The 21,047-nt window shown below is 32.5% G+C and carries 13 protein-coding genes; 7 read left to right on the top strand and 6 right to left on the bottom strand.

Features of this window, described 5'->3' with window-relative positions:
- Positions 1-370 precede the first annotated feature (370 nt).
- From BK054_RS08760 to BK054_RS08745, 4 genes are read left to right on the top strand one after another with little or no spacing between them, the layout of a single operon-like run.
- On the top strand, positions 371-3,391 hold the full coding sequence (locus tag BK054_RS08760; protein ID WP_071307217.1) for a SusC/RagA family TonB-linked outer membrane protein: 3,021 nt from the start codon (positions 371-373) through the stop codon (positions 3,389-3,391).
- Positions 3,391-4,758, top strand: coding sequence for a RagB/SusD family nutrient uptake outer membrane protein (locus tag BK054_RS08755; RefSeq protein WP_006257226.1), 1,368 nt, complete (start codon positions 3,391-3,393; stop codon positions 4,756-4,758). The genes BK054_RS08760 and BK054_RS08755 overlap by 1 nt, the downstream gene beginning before the upstream one ends.
- A gap of 10 nt (positions 4,759-4,768) precedes the next feature.
- Positions 4,769-5,974, top strand: a complete 1,206-nt coding sequence (locus tag BK054_RS08750; protein ID WP_006257227.1) for a DUF4929 family protein — start codon at positions 4,769-4,771, stop codon at positions 5,972-5,974.
- Positions 5,974-8,784: a M16 family metallopeptidase gene (locus BK054_RS08745; RefSeq protein WP_058699309.1), complete on the top strand. Its 2,811-nt coding sequence runs from the start codon at positions 5,974-5,976 to the stop codon at positions 8,782-8,784. The genes BK054_RS08750 and BK054_RS08745 overlap by 1 nt, the downstream gene beginning before the upstream one ends.
- Before the next feature lie 85 nt (positions 8,785-8,869).
- Here BK054_RS08745 and BK054_RS08740 read toward each other — a convergent pair whose 3' ends face one another.
- The 5 genes from BK054_RS08740 to BK054_RS08720 all read right to left on the bottom strand — a co-directional run bounded on the left by BK054_RS08740 (position 8,870) and on the right by BK054_RS08720 (position 17,148).
- Positions 8,870-10,837, bottom strand: coding sequence for a DUF3857 domain-containing protein (locus tag BK054_RS08740; protein ID WP_058699308.1), 1,968 nt, complete (start codon positions 10,835-10,837; stop codon positions 8,870-8,872).
- Between the two features lie 150 nt (positions 10,838-10,987).
- Positions 10,988-12,967 (bottom strand): DUF3857 domain-containing protein, encoded by a 1,980-nt coding sequence (locus tag BK054_RS08735; protein WP_058699307.1) that lies wholly within the window; start codon positions 12,965-12,967, stop codon positions 10,988-10,990.
- A 5-nt stretch (positions 12,968-12,972) separates the two neighbouring features.
- Entirely contained in the window at positions 12,973-14,868 is a 1,896-nt protein-coding gene (locus tag BK054_RS08730) for a DUF3857 domain-containing protein (protein WP_006266375.1), read from the bottom strand.
- An 88-nt stretch (positions 14,869-14,956) separates the two neighbouring features.
- Complete coding sequence (gene rsgA / locus BK054_RS08725; RefSeq protein ID WP_006257232.1) at positions 14,957-15,922, bottom strand: ribosome small subunit-dependent GTPase A; 966 nt, start codon at positions 15,920-15,922, stop codon at positions 14,957-14,959.
- Between the two features lie 146 nt (positions 15,923-16,068).
- Complete coding sequence (locus BK054_RS08720; protein WP_006257233.1) at positions 16,069-17,148, bottom strand: chorismate mutase; 1,080 nt, start codon at positions 17,146-17,148, stop codon at positions 16,069-16,071.
- 181 nt (positions 17,149-17,329) lie between these two features.
- On the opposite strand from BK054_RS08720, the gene BK054_RS08715 reads away from it, so the two are divergent.
- From BK054_RS08715 to gldA, 3 genes are read left to right on the top strand one after another with little or no spacing between them, the layout of a single operon-like run.
- The gene (locus tag BK054_RS08715; RefSeq protein ID WP_006262864.1) at positions 17,330-18,172 is read left to right on the top strand and encodes a sulfite exporter TauE/SafE family protein; all 843 of its coding nucleotides are present in this window, start codon (positions 17,330-17,332) and stop codon (positions 18,170-18,172) included.
- 4 nt (positions 18,173-18,176) lie between these two features.
- On the top strand, positions 18,177-18,566 hold the full coding sequence (locus BK054_RS08710; RefSeq protein ID WP_006262863.1) for a DUF1634 domain-containing protein: 390 nt from the start codon (positions 18,177-18,179) through the stop codon (positions 18,564-18,566).
- Positions 18,567-18,602: 36 nt separating this feature from the next.
- The gene (gene gldA / locus BK054_RS08705; RefSeq protein WP_006262862.1) at positions 18,603-19,499 is read left to right on the top strand and encodes a gliding motility-associated ABC transporter ATP-binding subunit GldA; all 897 of its coding nucleotides are present in this window, start codon (positions 18,603-18,605) and stop codon (positions 19,497-19,499) included.
- 150 nt (positions 19,500-19,649) lie between these two features.
- Here gldA and BK054_RS08700 read toward each other — a convergent pair whose 3' ends face one another.
- Positions 19,650-21,041: a RagB/SusD family nutrient uptake outer membrane protein gene (locus tag BK054_RS08700; protein WP_016650211.1), complete on the bottom strand. Its 1,392-nt coding sequence runs from the start codon at positions 21,039-21,041 to the stop codon at positions 19,650-19,652.
- Between the last annotated feature and the right edge of the window lie 6 nt (positions 21,042-21,047).

Here is a 21,047-nt window from a genome sequence, read left to right as displayed (position 1 = left end):
ATTCACATATACCTAACATACCACTACAAACCTTCGAGCTACTCAAGAGCTGTATTCTAAATAATCACATCCTATTTAGACATCATTCTAACCTTAAGAATTTCTACATTATAAGAAATAATTCTAAATAAAAAACAACACATAAAAAGCAATAAACCTAATCTCAAAAAAAAATAAACACCTAATAAACAGTAAAATAAGTAAACAAAAAACCTATAGTATAACTAAGCTTACCTTGTAAAAAACTCGCTTATTGTAGTTTTTTAATACATAACTAATCTAAATAAAGTCATTATTCATTTTGAAAAGTAAAAAAACTCTTTACTTTTGCACTTTAATTTAGAATTAGTCTTAATTATAATACACCATTATGCTACTTACTCCACTACGAACTATTACTACTCTCGTAATCAGTTTATTTTGTGCAATTGGAGTCTATGCACAAGAGCCTGTATTCACAGGTAAGATTTTAGATCTAGAAACTAAAAAAGGATTAGATACAGCTATAATCACTGTACTAGCCTCAGGAGATACCTTTTTCACTAATGAAAAAGGAGAGTTCCAAATTCCTGAGCTCTATCACTCTTCTGTTATCATCAGCCATGAAGGTTATGAAAATCTAGAAATGAAATTAAAAAAGGGAAGTCAAACAATCTATCTACTACCCACTACAAAACAATTAGATGAACTGATCATCCGAAAATCGACTAATATCAATGATATCGACATTCGTAATAGTACAGGTTCTGTAATCACAGTAGACATGACACAACTGAGTCAACGCTCAGAGTTGAATATAGCTAAGTTATTAGAAGGACAAGTAGCAGGTCTTACTGTTACTTACTCTGGAGAACTGGGCAAAAAACCAGAGATAAGATTACGAGGTAATTCTTCTTTTAACTATCAAGGAAATGCCAATGAACCACTGTTTATAATGGACGGAATTGTGATTTCGACAGAGACTTTTATGACTCTTAATCCTAATGACTTCTCCACTATTAAGGTATTAAAAGATGCCCCTGCTACCGCTCTATATGGTATTAAGGCTGCTAATGGAGTTATCGAATTAACCTCTAAAAGGGGATTTGATGGTAAACCGATTATTAGCTATGCTATGAAACAAGGAGTAACAATGAGAGGGGAAAGAACAGCTAATATGATGAAGACTGATGAAAAACTAGCATTCGAACGCAGAATGCAAAATCCTGCTACTCCTGGATATCTATACTCATCAGAATATATCAATAGTACATATCAGAACAGTCCTCTTCTAAGGCAGAAACTACAAGAAGGAGAACACAAATTAGACTCCTTAAGAAGAATTAATACAGATTGGTTTAAAGAATTAGTAAAGCCTAATTATTTCCAATCTCATAACCTTAGTGTAAGAGGTGGTACCGAAAAAAACTCTTATTTCTACTCGCTGAATTACAGTAAACAAGGTGGTCGTATACCTGGTAATGATATCAATCAAATAACCGCACGTGCTAATTTAGATTATATATTAGCTCCTAATCTAACCTTATCTCTTAACAATAGTTTTGGGCTTTCGACTACCAATACTGAAAATGGAATGGATAATGATCCTACTTCATTAGCCTTTATGCTTAATCCTTATGAAACAAAGCATTCGACAAAACTAACGAGTTATTCAGATCGCTCTTATGCTGACTTAATCAATCAATACAAACAAAAACAGACTAGTAAAAGATTTAGCAGTTCCATGGTAATGCAATGGGATATATTGCCCGAATTAAACATAGCAGGGGTAATAGGTGCAGACTATTCATTAAGCGAAACTTATAAAAGAATCCTTAGTACTGCCTATAGTCAAAAGCAAAAGCCTAACAATGCCAAAGGCTTTATATCTGACTCTGATAGCAAGAACTTCGATTTTACATATAATCTACGTGCTAATTACCAAAAACAATTAGGCGACCATGATATTTTCTTAGGAGTAAATATGGATTACTATACTACTAATACAAAAGTTATTGGGGGTGAAGGTCATGGAATAGATGATGAAATCAGTAGTCTATCGGGTATCAACAACTCTTTAACAGGTGATTATGCTCCTAAAAACTCAGGAAGCAAAATAAAGAATATACAACTTGGTTTTGGAGCTGCGTTGGGATATACTTATAAAGGAACTTATGATGTATATGGAAGTTTCAAAAGAGATGGTTCTTCCCTTTTACCTTCAAGTAAACGATGGAATGATGCATGGTCTACAGGAATAGGATGGTCTCCTATTCACTATGGTTTTTTCAAGAATCAAAATATACTAACTGATTTGAAATTTAAAGCCTCATTAGGATATACAGCAAGTATGACAGGAATCTCAATAAGAGATATAGAGTCTACTTTTAGCAATCCTAATACATTCTATGGAGACTATAGATTATTAGTGCTACAAGGAATACCTAATAAAGATTTAAAACCTCAACAAACTCACTCTATAAACTACTCCGTAGATTTCGGCTTCTTTGAAAGACTAAGTCTATTAGTTAACTTCTATCAAAACACAACAAAAGATGCTATACTATCTATGCCTATAGCTATGAGTAATGGGTTTAATACATTTACTAAAAATATAGGAGAACTAGAAAATAGAGGGATAGAATTTATGTTAAGTGGAGATGCTATCAGGCTAAAAGATTTTAGATGGAATACTTCTCTTTCCTTATCCTATAACGCCAATAAGGTAAAATCACTTTATGGTACAGATAGAATATATCTAACAGAAGAATCTGTAATACCAGAATACGAAGTAGGCAAACCTCTAGGTATCATCTATGGGCTGCAAACTAATGGTATACATCCATTAACAGGAGTACCAGAATACATAGATAATGATGGTCATGTAATAGATCTAAATCAGCCAAAAAATGCAAATCACTTCAGACGTATTGGCTACAGTATAGCTCCTTATAACGGCTTTTTCAACAACTACTTCACTTATAGAAATTGGGCATTAAATATAAATATCAACTATAATTTCGGTGGTAAGAAAATGTATGATCAGTCTTATGTGAGAGACTATAGCAAATCTCATTTAAATGCCATAGAGGGACAGTTACAAGATAGCTGGTTTGAAGTAGGAGATGAAGATAAGGTTTATCCTATCAAAAAACTACCAAGCAATGCAGAAGATTATTCTCAAAGCTTTGCTAATAATAGAACAATATATAAAACAGACTTTATCAAGCTAAATTACATACAACTTAGTTACAACTTAGGCAATAATAACTTTATCAATAAGTATTTTAAATCCCTACAGCTAAGTGTACAAGCAGATAATATCTACACATACCGTTTTCAGACAGATAGAGGTTCTCTAAATGATGTATTACAGCCAATATTAACTTTCTCTCTTAATGCTACTTTCTAATGATTAAAAAAATATTCTACTTATTTGTATTTAGTTCTCTATGGGGATGCAGTCTAGAAAATAAATCTGAGAACGAAATTTCTGGAAATGATATTATCAATTCACCTATCAAAGCTTATGGAGTACTATCACAGGCATATAAAGCTACACCTATACAACCTAAAGATTATACTTTATATACAGAAGATCTACAGCCATCCTATCTAATTAATTATCTAAAAGGAAGTAGCCTCACTTATAAATGGGATGAAACAACCTTATCGATTAATAGTAGTTCGATATGGAATAATCACTATGATGCCATCGTCCACCTAAACGTACTATTAGAATCAGATCACAACTTCAATAGTCAGGACCCTGTTTGGCAGTACATTAAAGGTTCTGCTTTAGTCTTAAAAGCTTATAATTACTTCGATTTATTACAACTATTCTCTGAACGTTATAACCCTACAGCTTTAGGTATTATCGCTAAAGATAAATTAATCGTAGAAGAAAAAGCTAGACTAACTCAAGAAGAGTCTCTTAAACTAATCAAAACATACTTATCTGAAGGTCTAGATTTAATACAGCAATCTGGTAAACATCAAAACTACTTTATCAAAGAGAAAGGGATCAGGATACTACAGGCAAGGGTCGCTATGTATGAGAAAGAGTATGCAAAAGCAGAAGCTATTGCACAAAAACTTGTAAATGATGGAGCTAAACTTCCAACCTCAACAGAGGATTATCGCAATATTTGGGCTTCAGATAATACTAATATCTACTGGTTATACAACAACCTAGATAATCCTAATCACTACTTATATTACGAAGATAACCAAGGGGATCTACTTTACATCAATGAAGATTATAATTTTGACTTGGACGATATTAGATATACCATATCTCAATATAAACACAGTATGAAAGCGACTGCTGAGGACAAAATAGAGCGTTCTCTTCTAGGTAAATACAAAAGGTCACAACTAGATAAAGACCCTAGAGATGTGGTGATGATACGCAGTACAGAGGCATATTTCATCTTAGCAGAGAGTCTTTTAGAACAAAATAAATTAGCACAAGCAAAAGAAGTTCTCAATACATTCTTATCTGCTATTAATCAGCCTAACATAGAAGATACGCCTAGTCAACAAGAACTACGTCATAAACTTCATTTCGAAAAACAAAAAGAGTTCATTGGAGAAAAGAACAACTTCTTTGATCTAAAACGATGGAATACACCCATAGAACGAAAAAAAGAAGATAGCAATACTATCATTATCAAGATAGAACCTAATGACTATCGCTGGACATGGCCAATACCCATGAATGAATTGAGATATAATAACAATGCTCAACAAAACAAAGGCTGGCCTTCATTCAAATAAACAAAGTAAGATGAAAACAAGTTTTAAACATATAGTAAAGTCATTCACTATACTACTCCTAACTACACTATCTTTAAGTAGCTGTAGTAAAGATGATGGGGTTACTAAAGAATACTTAGGTGAAAATAAAGTTCATCTATCTACCCAAAACACGGTGCTAAAAAACAATGGGGAAGATGAGATCTCCATAGAAGTATTACTAGTTAAAAAAACACATCAGACCATCACTTTAACTTTTGGTCTGGAAGATAATCAAGAGCAAGGCAAAGATATTTTAGAATTAAAGAATCAAACTATCACCTTTGCTCCAGGTGAGAAGAAAGCAGTAATTACACTTAAAAGTAAAACAGCTCGTACTATCACTGAAGCAAAAAGAATAAAACTAAATTTAGTAGAAAACAATACAACTATTCCTTTAGAAAAACCTCTTGTTTTTACAGTATTACCCTTGAGTGTTATAGATGAGCTAACGAAAGAACAGATTGCTTTACTAGACGGTTATAAAGAAAAAGGATTGGATTTATACCCTCTACTAGGAGAAATAAATGTCACTACAGAGGTTAAATATCCTGGAGGGGGCGTACAAGAAGTATTTAACCTACCTTATACTACTATTCTAACAGGTAAGACGATAATAACACTAAGCGAATTAGCCACAACAGATAAACCTGTTCTTAAAATGACCTCTAATGCTATGGGACTGGAGGCTTATTTCTACAAAATGTTTAGAGACTTAACTATTGATGATTTAGAGTTTTGGAATAACCCTGGACCTGATGCTCCTCCACAAAACAAAGAAGTAATGAAATCTGTAGGATTAACACGTACTTCTACAGAGTCATTTGAGGTGACACTTAACCATATCGCCATAGATATTAATACTAAAGAAGTATCTTTTATATCAACACTAAAGAACTTATATAATGATGAATATCTAGCTGTACCTTTTGAGTTTAAATATTCTGCTTGGGATAGGTTTAAAAAACTACTAGATGCAGGAGATTTAATGGCTACTGAAAACTATGAAATGGGAGGTTCTATTAACCCTGCACATCATATCAATGTAGATCAAATAATAGAAGACGATTATGACAATTATACTTGGAAAGAATCAAAAGCTAAACTGACAGATAGTAAGTTTACTTTTGAGTTTATATTCATTCATAACAATGCTGATGGATATATCCAAGTTAAAACAGAATACAAATTAAAATAATGAAACGTACTCAAATACTATATTTCTTTGCTTTAGTACTTTGCCCTCTGCTTGTAGTAGGGCAAGGTACTTTTTCTCCATTGCCTAAAGCAGAAAAAGCAATTTATGGAACATTAGACAATGGGCTAAACTATATCATCCATCCTATACCTCAACAGAAGACAGAATATCGTCTAGTCTTAAATGTAGGATCACTACAAGAACGCGATGATGAGAAAGGATTTGCTCATTTCTTAGAACACATGATCTTTAATGGTAGTGATGACTTCCCAGGTAGACAAGCTATTGATACATTACAGCGTTTAGGCTATCAGTTTGGGAGAGATATCAATGCTTATACTACTTATGAGCGCACCGTATATGATCTGTCTCTCTTAGATATCAAACAACAGGATTTAGCAATAAATATACTGGCTAACTTCCTAGGGAAGTCACATCTCCATAATGAGGGAATAGAAAAAGAAAGAAGAATCGTTATCCAAGAGATTAAAGACTTTGGTACAGAGCCTTTATTTAACCGCAAAAAACTAGAAGGTACTCCTCACTTAGATAGATTGCCTATCGCTACTGAAAAAGAGATTCTAAATCTAGATCCTATAAAGCTTAGAGCATTCTACAAACGATGGTATAATCCTGCTCTAGCTACTGTAATCATCGTTGGTAATGTGAATACTAAAGATGCTGTAGAGCAAATAAACAAATACTTCAGTTCTTTTAAAGGGCAGTCGAATCTAGATAGAAAACAAAGCGAAAACACTTTTAGCCCTGTCTATACTGACCTATTAGAAAAGCAGAGCAATACGACTATAAATTCTAATAAATTAGAAATAGTACGCTTTACAGAAGCACCTTTCTTAGCTTCTAAAGAAGATTACAGACAACAGCTTATAGAACAAATCTATAAACAATGGATCAATAAGAAACTGTCTATGAGCAAGAGCACTGCTACTGCTCACAGTCTATGGTATCTACCGAATAAAAATGAAAATGCTATAGAAATACAGGCTAAGTCAGAAGAAGAATTACAGAACCGCATAAGTTTAGTAGCTAGTACATTAAACACAATGTCTGTAAAAGGTATTCACAAAAAAGAGCTTGAACATTATAAGCAACATCTACTGAACCACTCTGTTCCTTCTGAAGACGAAGATATTGCTTATATCACCAATGCTTATGTTGATCAGGTCGTAGTGAATAGCCACTACTTATCTTCGATAGAAAGACATGCTTTACTAACTGAGTTACTCCCTACTATCACCACAAAAGATATAGAAAGTAAACACAGTAACACATGGTCTACTGATCAAGAGAACCTATATCTACTTACATATAATGATAGTTTGTTCTCCATAGACTCTGCTGATGAACTAAACAAGTATTGGAATGAAGGAAGTACAAAAACATTAGTATTCAAATCTGCTAAACAAAAGAAGACGTACGAAAGACCACGTGGTTCATTCCACTGGAGAACAATGCCTCCTATACAAAAAGCAACAACTGATATAGCTGTAAAAGAACAGCTATATGCGGATATCAACCTTACAGAACTAACATTAGCGAATGGGCTACGCATAGGTATTAAACCAACAAAGGCAACAGATGATAATTATATCATGACTTTGTTCACAAGAAATGGGCTAAATCAAATACCTACATCTGAACAAAAATATTATCAAGATGCTGGATATTTTATAGACTCTTCTTGGATACACGGCTTTACTAATGACGGATATATGCAAGCGGGATCTGATAGAGAGATATCTACACTCGTGAGTATAAATAAGGATGCTAGCATTATCAATACTTCTTCGCGAAAAGGAAATAGCAAAGACCTTTTTGAATGGACGTATAGAAAGTTATATGACTATATCACACCTCAACAGGATTTTAAAGAATATATAGAGGAAAGTGTCTCTTCTATAGATACAACTACTAAGTCTTCTTCTTTATTAGATAATCCTGCTATCAAAATAGGACATCAAATAGAAGAATATAAAAAAGAAGGTAGTTTATTCTCTGAAGAGCTCACAACGATAGAAGACTGGAAGAAAGTTAATCTAGATAGTTTCTTTACTTTATACAATCAATCATTTGCTAATCTAGAAGAAGTGTATGTACTTATCGCAGGGAATTTTGATACAGATGATATCAAGAAGAAGGCGATCGCTTACTTCGGTGCTTTAAATAATACTCCAAAGCAAGTAGATAAAAACGGTGCTAATTCATCTAAGGCATTCGTAAAAGAAGAAATAACACGAGCTACACTAACGAGTAGTGATATCGAAAGACCTGATGTCACAATAGTATTCAATGGAACAATTAAACCTACTCTAAAAGAGAGCATGATGGCTCATATCGTGAGAGAGATGTTTAACAACCAGTTCTTAACACTATCGAGAGAAAAAGAAGGATTAGTATATTCTCCTTATTCCGCTCTAGACGTAGAAGTTTACCCTGAGCCTAGAACTTCTGTTAGTTTATTCTTCTCTACCTCTTTAGATGATATAGATAAATTAGAGACCTTAGCTAAAGAAGTTATTCATTCACTTCAAACACAAAGTATTTCTAAAACAGAACTAGAACAAATGAAATTGACCATTCTAAATAATAAACGCTTACATCTAACAGATACGAGTACATTCCAATGGGTAGAAAAGCTTAGAGAAACTCTATTAAACTTTGGTTCTCTTGAGGACTTTAATAATTATGATGCAATACTAAATAGTATCACTCCTGAGGACATTAAAGAGATTTCAAAATCTATATTTAATACCTCTAACTACGGAGTATTTATACTCACACCTCAATAAAATAACAAGTGGTTATTGCTCCACTTTATTTTTCTCTTTACTAATAATAATTGAATAAGGCTACCTGATTTAGGTAGCCTTATTTTTATTTCTTCTCTAATGTAACTTGTGTTTTTAACTGTTCTAATAATTGAGTATACATATCTCTCACGCTGTCATAGTCTTTTGAAGCAATCACTCCTTTAGCTTTAATAAAAATCAAACTACACAGTACTTGATTGTCTTTTACCTCAAATTTAGTTTGTACTTCTAGACCTGTCTGCTCACTTTTTAAAGTAAAGTTTTGAGGTAGAGTACTTACTTTATACCCTTCTGGAATCACTATGCCCATTAGATAATTGTCTAACTCTGGATACCCTATGTAAATAGGATTGTTTCTATATTCGTTTTTAAATGGATTAGAATACAATGGGTAGAACTGAAATGGATTAATAATATACTTATCATTAAGAAACAATACACCATTCTGCTTACTGAACGAGAATACTGCTCTTACATCCTTCTCATTATTATCACCATTATACACACGTGTACTACTTACATTCATCCCTACGTACTGACTCTCGTACCACTTCCCAAATCTCCATTCACTTCCATCATACATATTTCTAAACTCTAGAGCACGATAGTTTTTATAGTTCTCTATAATCTGACCTGAAATACTTCCATTCAAATTAGGAGTGATCTGATACTTCACTTCTTTACTAGAAATGAACTGAGGCATTAGATTCACTTTAATAATAGCCCCAGTGTCGTATAGTATAGTACCTGTACCATTTAAATCATCTAATGATAAGATATTAAGAGTCGTATACTTATTCGTAGCATCTACTAAATAAATACTATTATCAGCTTCTATAGCAGTAATAATATGGTTATAATAGTTGCGTTGCCAAGCGGTTTTCACACCATTACTTCTAGTACTCAATAATACTGGATTAGCTTTTATACCAACATATCTTAGCATGGCTGTCAATAGTAAGTTCACATCAGCACTATTTCCAGTCCCTTTATAGAAAGTAGTTTTGATACCATTCTGTGTGAAAAGTCCATATTCTTGATTCCACGTTACTCGACTCTGTACTACATTTAATAGTTTTGAAATCTGAGCTTCTATACTTAGTCCCTTATATTCTTCTAGGTTAATTTCTTTTTTAAGAAACTTATCTTGTTTTAATTCTTTACCAAACCCTCTATTTTTAAGTAAGTCAGCATAAAACTCTTTCTCCGTTTGCATTACTTTTTCCGCAGAATTACCTGGGAAATGTACTTGTTGTAAATCGAAACGCACTGTTGAAATATAGTTAGCTGGATTATCTAGATAAGGTTCTACAATAAAAGAAGGTACTAATTGTGCTTTATATGTTTTTTCTATAGCATTGATTTCAGACTTAATCATAAAGCCATTCACTCCACGAAAAGAGACTCTTCTATTATACTCTTGTTCTGTTAGTTTTATATCTCCTTTTTTTATGATGCTATATAAAAAGTACTCTGGTACTACTACTTTATAACTGGCGCTTTCTTTAGGCATATCACTCTGTATATACCACTCTGGTAACTCATCTATATAGTTCGTAGATTTAATATACGAATACTCTATAATATCTCCTGCTTTCGCATCATTATAACTCACACCCTTCTCTCTCCAATTACCTTTATCTTCATCAATTAGATTTTGTTTTGGAGATTTCTGTTTTACCACTTTACCGTCTACTAATCGATATATATTAGACACATTAATAGTCATATCCTCTCTTGCGTACCCTTTAGGTGAATAAGGAACTACGAACTTCAACTTTTCCTTAGCTACCTCATCATATAATTTTATTTTACGTGATACAGTCTCATTTACTCTAAAACCATATTCATCAGAATATTCAAAATCTACTCTAACTTCTTCTTGTAGTATGACTGCTTTATCCTTAGCAAAAGAAGTATTGCTAAGTTCTGCTAACTCAGCTGGCTTTACTTTTCCTAAGAAATCTTGTCCATAAGAAGGTGTCTGTAGACAACATATTAATACAAATAAAAAACAGGCTATTTTATTCATTATCTTATTTTTTGTGGTAGTAATTATAAAGTCAAAATTTACCACAATTATACAACATAGCAAGAGGACTTACACCAAAAAGATTCTTAATTAATCAGACTACTACTTTAAATTCATAAAAAAACCAAGACTATTCGTCTTGGTTTTAATTTACTTCTTTTTAAATATTATCTGGTCTTCTAACTTTTCAAACATCTTTGTGTAGAATGTTTGCACTTTAGAGTAATTCTTAGCTTCAATAAAACTTCCTCTTGTAAACTGTATATTACATATAACATTATTCCCTTCTTTCTGTATTTTATAGTCTAGCCCTAAACCTATCTCTTCATCGTTAAAACTTATACTTTCTGGTAAATATTCTATATCATAATATTGTGGTATAGCTAGAGAGTATTTGTATAAGTAAACTAATGGATAAATGAAATTAATAGGCAAGTTTCTCTCTTTTGCAGTAAAGGGGTTTGTCTGATAATTAAATAAGGCACTTGGTTTTATATATAATTCATTGCCAATAACTGTACCTGCATCCTTTTGAGACATACTATATTTAACAACTAAAGGAGCTTTTGAGTTTTCTTTTTCTTGAACAGATAAATGGACTACCTCTACATTATTAAAGCTCTCTTCAAAAAATTTAATAATAGCATCGTTACTTTTCCCTACAATATCCTTTCTAAGCCATAAAGAAGAGTAATCTCTATACTGCTCTAGTCCCCTACCTATTGCTACTCCATTTTCATTAATACTTAGTGTATAATTTTCCGAGATCAATGAATAAGTATTCGGAGTCATGCTTATCTCTTTAAACTTATCTTTATCTTGTATCAATAATCCATTCCAATTAAGATTTGTAGTTCGAATTACATTAATGGCTCCTAACTTTTCTGTTGCATCTAATAAAACAAGTTCTGCATCCAACAATGCTCCAACTATTACTCTATCATAAGATGTTTTTTGTAAAGAAATACTTGTACCATTATTAATAGAACTAACTAAAACAGGATATGCTTCTATCCCAACATAACGCAACATTGTTAATAAAGTAAAATTTACATCTGCATAATTACCTGTTTTTTTCTCTAAGGCTTTTTTTAAGTCAGATGAATAATAACCATTTTTCTCATTCCATGATATTACTTCCTTAGTTCTAGATAAAACTTTTTCTATTTTACTTTTATTATCTAAATCCTTATAATCATTCAAATTGATATACTTACTAAGCTGTTTTTCAATTTTGAATTGCTCAGCAAAAGAAGGGTTTTCGTATATATATTTAACTAAATCAGCTTCATTAAGTGAAATAATTTGTGCCTGCTCATTAGGAATCCTAATAATAGAAAGGTCGTGTTTAACAGAAGACCTATAATTATCTATATTATCTATAAAAGGTTCTTGCTTTAGTGGCTTTACATCAGTAACACTATAATAGTTTGTAGTTTGCATATAATAAAATGCTACTGCATTATTAGTGTTACTACTTGGTAAAAATATTTTTTTTCTATCAGTCTCCTTTTTAGTATTGATCTTCATATCACCAGTTATTCCAGAGGTATAAATAAAGAATTCTGGTAATTGCACTTCGTAATTAGATGCATGAATAGGAATATTACTTTGGAAATTCCATGTTGGAATATAACTAAAATAATCACTAGTAACTGTATAACTATATTCCACAATAGACCCTTCTCGAACATCTGGTACTACAACTTTCTTTACTTTCCAATTCTCATCTTCTTTCTCATCAAATATAGCACTCGACTTTACTTTAGTTTTTTGAATTTTCCCTTCATTCAAGTTATAAATATACACATCATTAATTCGTACAGACTCAGTCACATTCTTCCCTACATAATATGCTACTTGAAAATCTGCGAAAGACAATCCTTCCTTTTTATATATTTTTAATTTACGATTAACCTCTTTGATCAACTTAAACCCAACAGTTGGAATATATTCAAAATACACTTTACCTGATTCCGCTAATATTGCAGCTTCAGCATCAGGTTCAATAGTATCCTCCATATTATTAAGTTCCTCTATAGTTACTTTACCTAAAATCTTCTGAGCATGAACATTACATACACTAATGCATATTAAGCTACATACTATAATTTGTAAAAACTTTTTCATCTGATTTACTGATTTAATTTCAATACTACTTTCGATTGATCATACTTTTGTATCGCTTCTTTATACTGTTTAAACAATTCATAATCAGACACAGTATAAAGTCCTTTATATGCCAACTGCATTCTAGTATAATAAACTTTATTTTCTTTTACTTCATAAGTAGATTGATATTCACCATACTTACTAGATAAACTAATATTTTCAGGTAGATTATCAATTACATATCCTTCTGGTATAATTAATTCTACAGTATCTACATCTTTCCATGATTTTATAATATAGAGAGGTAGTTTTCTAGTTTTACTATTAGTCATATTTATACTAGTAGCATTCCAATTATTTAGAGAGAGTACAAGGCGATTTCCTAGTTTAGTAGCATATTTTACTCCTATGAAATCAAAGTCTTCTTCTAAAATAATATCCTTATTATTAATTTCTACATTCAAGCGATCAAATTGATGAATAGTAAGAGGTAAAAACATTCGTTTATAGTATTTTTCCTTATCTTTTAAATTCATATAGAAAGTATGTTCCCGATTGTCAAACTGTAAACCTTTTGAAACAATATGAACAGAAGCTTCTAGATCTCCATTAGCCTTTAAAATATATTTACTATTACTATTTTGAGTACTTTCTTCTAGTGTATAAGTTTTAGTATCGACTATTTCACTTCCTTTTTCCTTTATTACAAGAACTTTTCTACTATCCGTAAAACCTCCTATAAACCCAAAAGGTTGCTGATTATTAGTACATTCTACCCATTGATATCCTCCATCTTTTAAAGGTATTGCAATAATCATATGGTTACCTTGTAAACAGATTGACTCCTCTTTTATGTCAATCGGACTAGATGCCCCATATACTACTACAGGAAAACTTTGTACTCCTGCAACTTTTAGCAAAGCACGATAATAATTACTTAGTCCTTTACAATCTCCATAACCTAACTTTTCTACTTCATTTGCCAACATAGGTTTCCAACCTCCAACCCCTAGTTGAATACTTATATATCTAGTATGACTTTGCATATACTCATAAAGTACTTTTGCTTTAGCTATATCATCAACTAAACCATTGACTAACTCTTTCACTTTACTCTGAGTTTCTGGATTTAAATTCTCTGTACCTTCTATAAAATTAGTATGATACCATGTACCTAATTGTTCCCATGTAGAAAATTCTCCTTTAATCCCCTCTAAACTAACTTTCTCTAAAGTTGTAATAACATAAGGCACTAAACTCTTAGCATTAGGAATATAGCTTTCATTACTAATAGCTTTAAAATCATTTATTGTATAAACTATCTTATTTCCTTCCTCTAATTTATTAACCTTTGTAAGGTCTGGATTATATAACAATGAAGATATCGGTATTCCACTACTATTCTCAATAGTAAAACTTGAAGAAAGGAGTGCCTCAGAATAGTACTGAATAGGATGCCATTTTGGTAAAAAAGCAGTATTACGTGATTCTACTATACTCTCATATATAAACACTACCGGATATTGTACAGGTTTAAACTCAAAGGACAAAACTCTAGAGTCAACAATAGACATTCCTTGACTTAAGGAATAATCTTTAAATTCCTTTTTATTGAATACCTTAAGTACTTTGCCTTTTGTATCTAAATGAGTAACTTGAAGAAATTTTATTTTATTACTTTTATCATAAAGTTCACTAAAGTCAAGATTACCTAGCCCCCTTTCTGATAAGACAGTAACTACCTTTCTAGTCTTCTTTACAAATTTATCTATAGCTAAAATATCTACACTTATTATATCTTCATTTACAATAGTATATGCATTCTCTTTAAAACTATTGTCAATATTAGATACAGCATATTTTTCTTGTGCAAAAATTGAGCAACATAAGAAAAAGAAAAAAAACAGATACTTCTTCATTATAATATTGTGAGTGTAAGGTTAGATTCACAAATTACGTTAAAAAAAACTTAACAAATACAAAATATGAAAAATAAAAAAACCAAGACTATTCGTCTTGGTTCTTTCCATCTTTATATATATCTGTTCGATAATGTTCTTCTTCTCCATCTAGAATCTGAATATAAGTCTTATACCTAGACCAGGCTAATTCATCTCTATCCAATGCGTCCTTTACAGCACAGTATGGTTCTTCTCTATGCAAGCAATTATTAAACTTACACTGATCCTTTAAAGCAAAAAACTCAGGAAAATAGTCACCTACTTCTTGTGGTTCCATATCTACCACACCAAATCCTCTAACACCTGGAGTATCAATAATCTTAGCATCGAATGATAAGTCAAACATCTCTGCGAATGTCGTAGTATGCTGTCCTTGTTGATGTTGTTCTGAGATTTGAGCCGTCTTTAAGTGTAATCCTGGTTCTATAGCATTGATTAAAGTAGACTTTCCTACTCCAGAATGCCCTGTAAATGTAGATACCTTACCTACCATTCTTTCTTTAATAGCATCTATTCCTTTCCCTGTGACAGCAGATACTCTTAAACATTCATAACCAATCTGAGAATAAATATATTGCATGTACAACTGCTCATCTAAAGCATCTTCAGAATAAGTATCTATTTTATTAAATACTAATACTGTCTTAATTCCATAAGCCTCAGCAGTCACCAAGAATCTGTCAATAAAACTTGTAGTCGTAACAGGATTATTTATGGTTACAATTAAGAATAGAGTATCAATGTTAGAAGCAAGAATATGTACTTGCTTAGATAAGTTTACAGACTTACGAACGACATAATTCTTACGAGGTTTTATATCATTAATAACCCCCGTAGTAACATCGTTTGTAGTTTCTAGTTCAAAGCGAACATGGTCACCTACAGCAATTGGATTAGTACTTTTAATACCTTTAATCCTAAACTTACCTTTAATTCGACAGTCATAAAATACGCCGTCTTCACCTTTCACTGAGTACCAACTACCTGTTGATTTGTAAACTATACCATTCATATGGCAAATATACTTCAAAAAATATGTTCCTTAAACAGGATTAAAGACAATTCTTAGTTAACCTGATTCATTACTATACAATACTTTAAACAAAGAAAGGGCCTTTACATCTGTAAAAGCCCTTCTATAATTCACATTACCAACTACTATTTGTTGATAATTTTATCTTGTCTATGAATACTCTCTTGGTGAATAGCAGTATATATAGCAGTGATAAACTCTTCTGTAAATCCGATATGTTTACCTTCTTCTTGCATCTTTTCAAGAATTTTCAACCAACGATCTTGTTGGAATACAGCTACGTTTTTCTCTTTCTTCAATGTTCCGATTGCATCAGAGATAGCCATACGTTTTCTCAATAGATCAAGTAACTTACTATCCATATCATCGATTTGGATACGATGAGCTTGTATTTGTTGTAAGAACTCTTCAGTTTCATCCGTTACGTTTCTCACTTGTAATTTAGAAATAATATCTCCTAGTTGATCAGGTGTTACTTGTTGAGCAGCATCACTCCATGCATTATCAGGATCACAGTGTGTCTCTATCATTAATCCTTCATAGTTAAGATCTAATGCTTGCTGAGATACACCTAATATTTTATCTCTATTACCTGTAATATGTGATGGATCACAGAAAATAGGAATATTAGGTAAATGTAATTTTAGATCAATTGGGATTTGCCACTCAGGGATATTGCGATACTTCGTTTTCTCATAAGTACTAAACCCTCTGTGAATAACTCCTAATTTAGTAATACCTGCTTCTGCAAGTCTCTCTACTCCACCCATCCATAAAGATAAGTCCGGATTCACTGGATTCTTTAACAAAACAACTTTGTCAGTACCTCTAAGTACATCTGCAATTTCTTGAACAGCAAAAGGATTTACGGCAGTACGTGCCCCAATCCATAAGATGTCAATATCGTGCTCTAAGCACAATTGTACGTGTTCTGCGGTTGCAACCTCAGTAGCTAATAACATTCCTGTCTCAGCTTTAACTTGTTGTAACCATTTCAATCCAATGGCACCTACTCCTTCAAATCCACCTGGACGAGTACGAGGTTTCCAAATCCCAGCGCGATAGACTTTAACCTCTTTTGGCAGTGACTTAGCGATTCTCATGACTTGCTCTGGCGTTTCCGCACTACAAGGACCTGCAATTATTGCAGGATTTTGTCCTTGGAATAAAGACAACCAATCCTTGTTAATGTTTAGTTTTTCCATTGGTTAATTATTAATTTGTATTTACATATAATGACGTTTTTACAACTTTGGTTTTGTACTTACCAAAACTGTCAAAAAAAGACTCTAATATATTATTTTAAATTATAAAGTTGGCCTTTTATTCGATATTTATTTGATAAATAATTACTTTTAACCACTTAAGAACAAAATAATATAAAAAATGACCTTATTAACTTTCACGCTGATCATGTTCTTAGGAGCATTTGCAGCAGGCTTCATAGGCTCTTTATCAGGACTAGGTGGCGGTATAATAATCATTCCTTTGTTATCTGTATTCTTAGGTGTTGATATGCATTATGCTATTGGAACTGCCTTAGTTGCTGTAATAGCGACTTCTTCAGGATCAGCTTCAGCCTATGTCAAAGAAGGAATTACCAATATGAGATTAGGAATGTTTCTAGAAATAGCCACTACTGCGGGTGCAGTTATAGGAGCTATTATCTCTACGAATGCGAATACTTCTGTCCTTGCAGTTATTTTTGGATTAACTCTTACTTTTTCTTCTATCAATTCTCTTCGAAAAAAAGAAGACCACTTGGTTACTCCTGAGAACTCAAGTAAACTTGCTCATAACTTAAAACTAGTTAGTACATACCCTACCCCTAGTGGTACAACTGTAAAATATGGTATGAAGAATATCATTGGAGGATTTAGCATGATGGGGATTGCAGGAATGATGTCTGGGCTTTTAGGTATTGGCTCAGGTGCTTTTAAAGTAATCGCTATGGACTCTATTATGAAGATTCCCTTTAAAGTATCTACTACGACAAGTAACTTTATGATGGGAGTAACAGCTATTGCTAGTTCTGTTATCTATATTCAAAAAGGATATATAGAGCCCTCTATCTGCATGCCTGTAATAATAGGTGTATTAGTTGGGGCAATGGTAGGAGCCAAAGTACTTCTAAAAGCCAACCCTAAAAAACTAAAAGTATTCTTTGCTTTTCTAATCTTAGCTTTAGCGATTAATATGATTTATAACGGAGTAGTAGGTAATATATAAGATTATGGGAACAACTAAATTTTCAGATACAGACTTACAATCTATAATTGGTAATGTACTGCGATATGGAGTATGGACTGCCCTATCTGTTGCTGGTATAGGAGGCATTATTCTTTTTTCTAGTAAAGGAAGTGAACAAGTAAACTTCACTAATTTTATAGAGAAAGATGATAATATAATCAACGTTATAAACAATATTTTATCAGGTGTAGCCCAGATAGATGGGGAGTCTATTATCTTCTTGGGGATATTACTTTTATTTTTAACACCTGTACTTAGAATATTTCTATCACTTTTATCGTTTTTCTTAGAGAAAGATTGGCTATATGTATTTATTACATTGATTGTAATAGGTATTATTGTATTCAGTGTTTCTTTCGGATTTTCACATTAAATATATACTTTTGTTACTATCATATAAATCAAGATAATGTCACTACAGGTTAAAAATATAAGCAAGTTTTATGGCGAACAAAAAGCCTTAGACAGTATTAGTTTCTCTATCCCAAAAGGTCAAATAGCTGGTTTTTTAGGCCCTAATGGGGCAGGTAAGTCTACACTAATGAAGATTCTAACGACATACATTCACAGTGATGAAGGTCAAGCTTATGTCAATGACTTTAACGTAGAGACAGAACAGCGAAATGTACAACGTTCTATAGGTTATTTACCAGAGCACAATCCGCTGTACTTAGAGATGTATGTGAGAGAGTATTTACAGTTCAATGCTGATATTTATAAAGTAGCTAAAAGTAGAATTGACGAAGTAATTAACCTAACAGGTCTAACCCCTGAAGCGCATAAGCGAATAGGTGAATTATCTAAAGGATATAGACAGCGTGTAGGATTAGCCACCGCTCTTCTTCACGATCCAGAGGTACTTATCTTAGATGAACCTACAACAGGATTAGACCCTAATCAATTAGTAGAAATTAGAGAATTAATTAAAAACATTGGTAAGGACAAAACTGTGTTTCTTTCTACACATATTATGCAAGAAGTAGAAGCTATTTGTGACCGTGTGATTATTATCAAAAAAGGACAAATAGTAGCAGATCAAATGCTTTCATCTATGTTAGAGAATCAAAATGAACAGATAATAGCTGTTGAATTTGACTTTAAAATAGAGGTTCAGTTTATAGATAGAATCCCTAACCTTATCCGTGCAAATCATATTCATGACACACAGTGGGAATTAGTGTTCCCTATAGATAATGATTATAGACCTACTGTATATGACTTCGCTCAAGAGAATGGACTTAAAACACTATCCATGCAAGTAAAAAACAAAAATCTAGAAAGTCTCTTTAGAGAGATTACACAATAAGCAAAAACACCTCTTAGTAGAGGTGTTTTTTTTATACCTCAACCCACACAAAAAAAGAGGTTGTCACGAATGACAACCTCTTACGCTAACTAAAAACAACAACCAAATACCATTCTAAAATGGATACTTTTTTTAAAAATAAATATTCAATTAATTACGAGCATCTAACTCTTCTTGAGGAATGACTAACTGGAAGCGTTTATCCTGTGCAGGAAGAGATACTACAGTTCTGTGATTACCTGTACGAGTGATTCCTCTTAATAATCGCTTAGCATCGAACCACTCTACTCCGCATTCTCCATATAATTCTTTTCTTCTCTCTAATAAGATTACATCTAGTAACGCTGTACCAGTAGCACTTGTAGCTTTAGCTTTTGCATCTCTATTTAGACGAATAGCATCTAATATCTCTTTTGACTTTCTTTCATTGCCTAAATGATATTCTGCTTCAGCTTCTATTAATACCAATTCAGGATATCTGATAACTGGTAAATCAGCTTCGAATGTGAATTTAAACTTAGAAGTCACATACTCTTGCCAATCTCCTTTAGGCTTTTCGTAAAAATTACTAAACAAGTTTCGCACATCTGTTGGGCTAAAATATTTCACAAACTCATCATTGATAAACGTACCGTGATAAGCTACCGCTATATGATCCATCATAGCGTGTGGATGTGATTTATAATACACAGACTGATCAGCACTCTGAGGCAATGCCCATAACCACTCTGTCGCACTCATCGTATCAAAGCCTTTGTTGTAATCTTCTGCATTCAATACTTTTAGTATATTTCCTCCATAAGCTTCATTCGCATTCTTCTTAGCTAGATCCCATTTACCCATATATTGATATACTTGAGCTAAAAATGCTTGAGCTACTGATTTATTGATATACGATTTATTTATTCTACCTCCTCCTAGTCTAGACGAAGCTTCTTCTAAGTCAGTTACTATTCTAGTAAAGAACTCTTCCTTAGTAGAAAATGGATTAGGTATAGTAGTCGGCTCTGTATATATCGGCGGAAATGTTACGTTTTGATTAGATAAATAAGCATCTCCAAACTCTATTGCCAATTGAAAGTAATAATATCCTCTAAGAGCTAGAGCCTGACCTATTAACTCATCTTTATCTTCTTTACTAATCTTTGTACTCTCTTCTACTCCTTGAATAAAGTTATTTACTTGATCTATGATTCTATAAGGCAATCGCCATGAGAACTTAGATCTAGTCCCTGTACTTAAATACACCTGGTAGTCATAATCTGAGCCAAACCAAATCTGTTTTTGTATCAAATCTGCTCCTTTTACACTTCGAGCAAATAAAATACTATGTAATCCAGACGCTTCATCATTAATCAAAGTGCTTCTCTGTAATCTCAAAATTCCCGATAAGAATGAGGTCGCCCCCTCTTTACTCCCAAAGACTACTTCTGGAGATATACTATCTTTTGGTTTTGGATCATCTAAGAAATCTGATGAACATCCTGTAACTGTGCTAATAAACAATACAGCTACGATACTTTTTATTATTGATTTTATCACGTATTT

The organism is Myroides sp. ZB35 (assembly GCF_001865835.1).
GTDB lineage: Bacteria > Bacteroidota > Bacteroidia > Flavobacteriales > Flavobacteriaceae > Flavobacterium > Flavobacterium odoratimimum.
The sequence above is the reverse complement of the archived record's forward strand: the minus strand, read 5'-3'. Positions and strand labels throughout refer to the sequence as shown.

Bases quoted from the DNA above. Each gene is read 5' to 3' on its own strand.
- BK054_RS08735 (WP_058699307.1), bottom strand. From the start codon at position 12,967: ATGAAAAAGTTTTTACAAATTATAGTATGTAGCTTAATATGCATTAGT.
- BK054_RS08740 (WP_058699308.1), bottom strand. From the start codon at position 10,837: ATGAATAAAATAGCCTGTTTTTTATTTGTATTAATATGTTGTCTACAG.
- BK054_RS08730 (WP_006266375.1), bottom strand. From the start codon at position 14,868: ATGAAGAAGTATCTGTTTTTTTTCTTTTTCTTATGTTGCTCAATTTTT.
- BK054_RS08720 (WP_006257233.1), bottom strand. From the start codon at position 17,148: ATGGAAAAACTAAACATTAACAAGGATTGGTTGTCTTTATTCCAAGGA.
- BK054_RS08750 (WP_006257227.1), top strand. From the start codon at position 4,769: ATGAAAACAAGTTTTAAACATATAGTAAAGTCATTCACTATACTACTC.
- gldA (WP_006262862.1), top strand. From the start codon at position 18,603: ATGTCACTACAGGTTAAAAATATAAGCAAGTTTTATGGCGAACAAAAA.
- BK054_RS08745 (WP_058699309.1), top strand. From the start codon at position 5,974: ATGAAACGTACTCAAATACTATATTTCTTTGCTTTAGTACTTTGCCCT.
- BK054_RS08715 (WP_006262864.1), top strand. From the start codon at position 17,330: ATGACCTTATTAACTTTCACGCTGATCATGTTCTTAGGAGCATTTGCA.
- BK054_RS08755 (WP_006257226.1), top strand. From the start codon at position 3,391: ATGATTAAAAAAATATTCTACTTATTTGTATTTAGTTCTCTATGGGGA.
- BK054_RS08760 (WP_071307217.1), top strand. From the start codon at position 371: ATGCTACTTACTCCACTACGAACTATTACTACTCTCGTAATCAGTTTA.
- BK054_RS08710 (WP_006262863.1), top strand. From the start codon at position 18,177: ATGGGAACAACTAAATTTTCAGATACAGACTTACAATCTATAATTGGT.
- rsgA (WP_006257232.1), bottom strand. From the start codon at position 15,922: ATGAATGGTATAGTTTACAAATCAACAGGTAGTTGGTACTCAGTGAAA.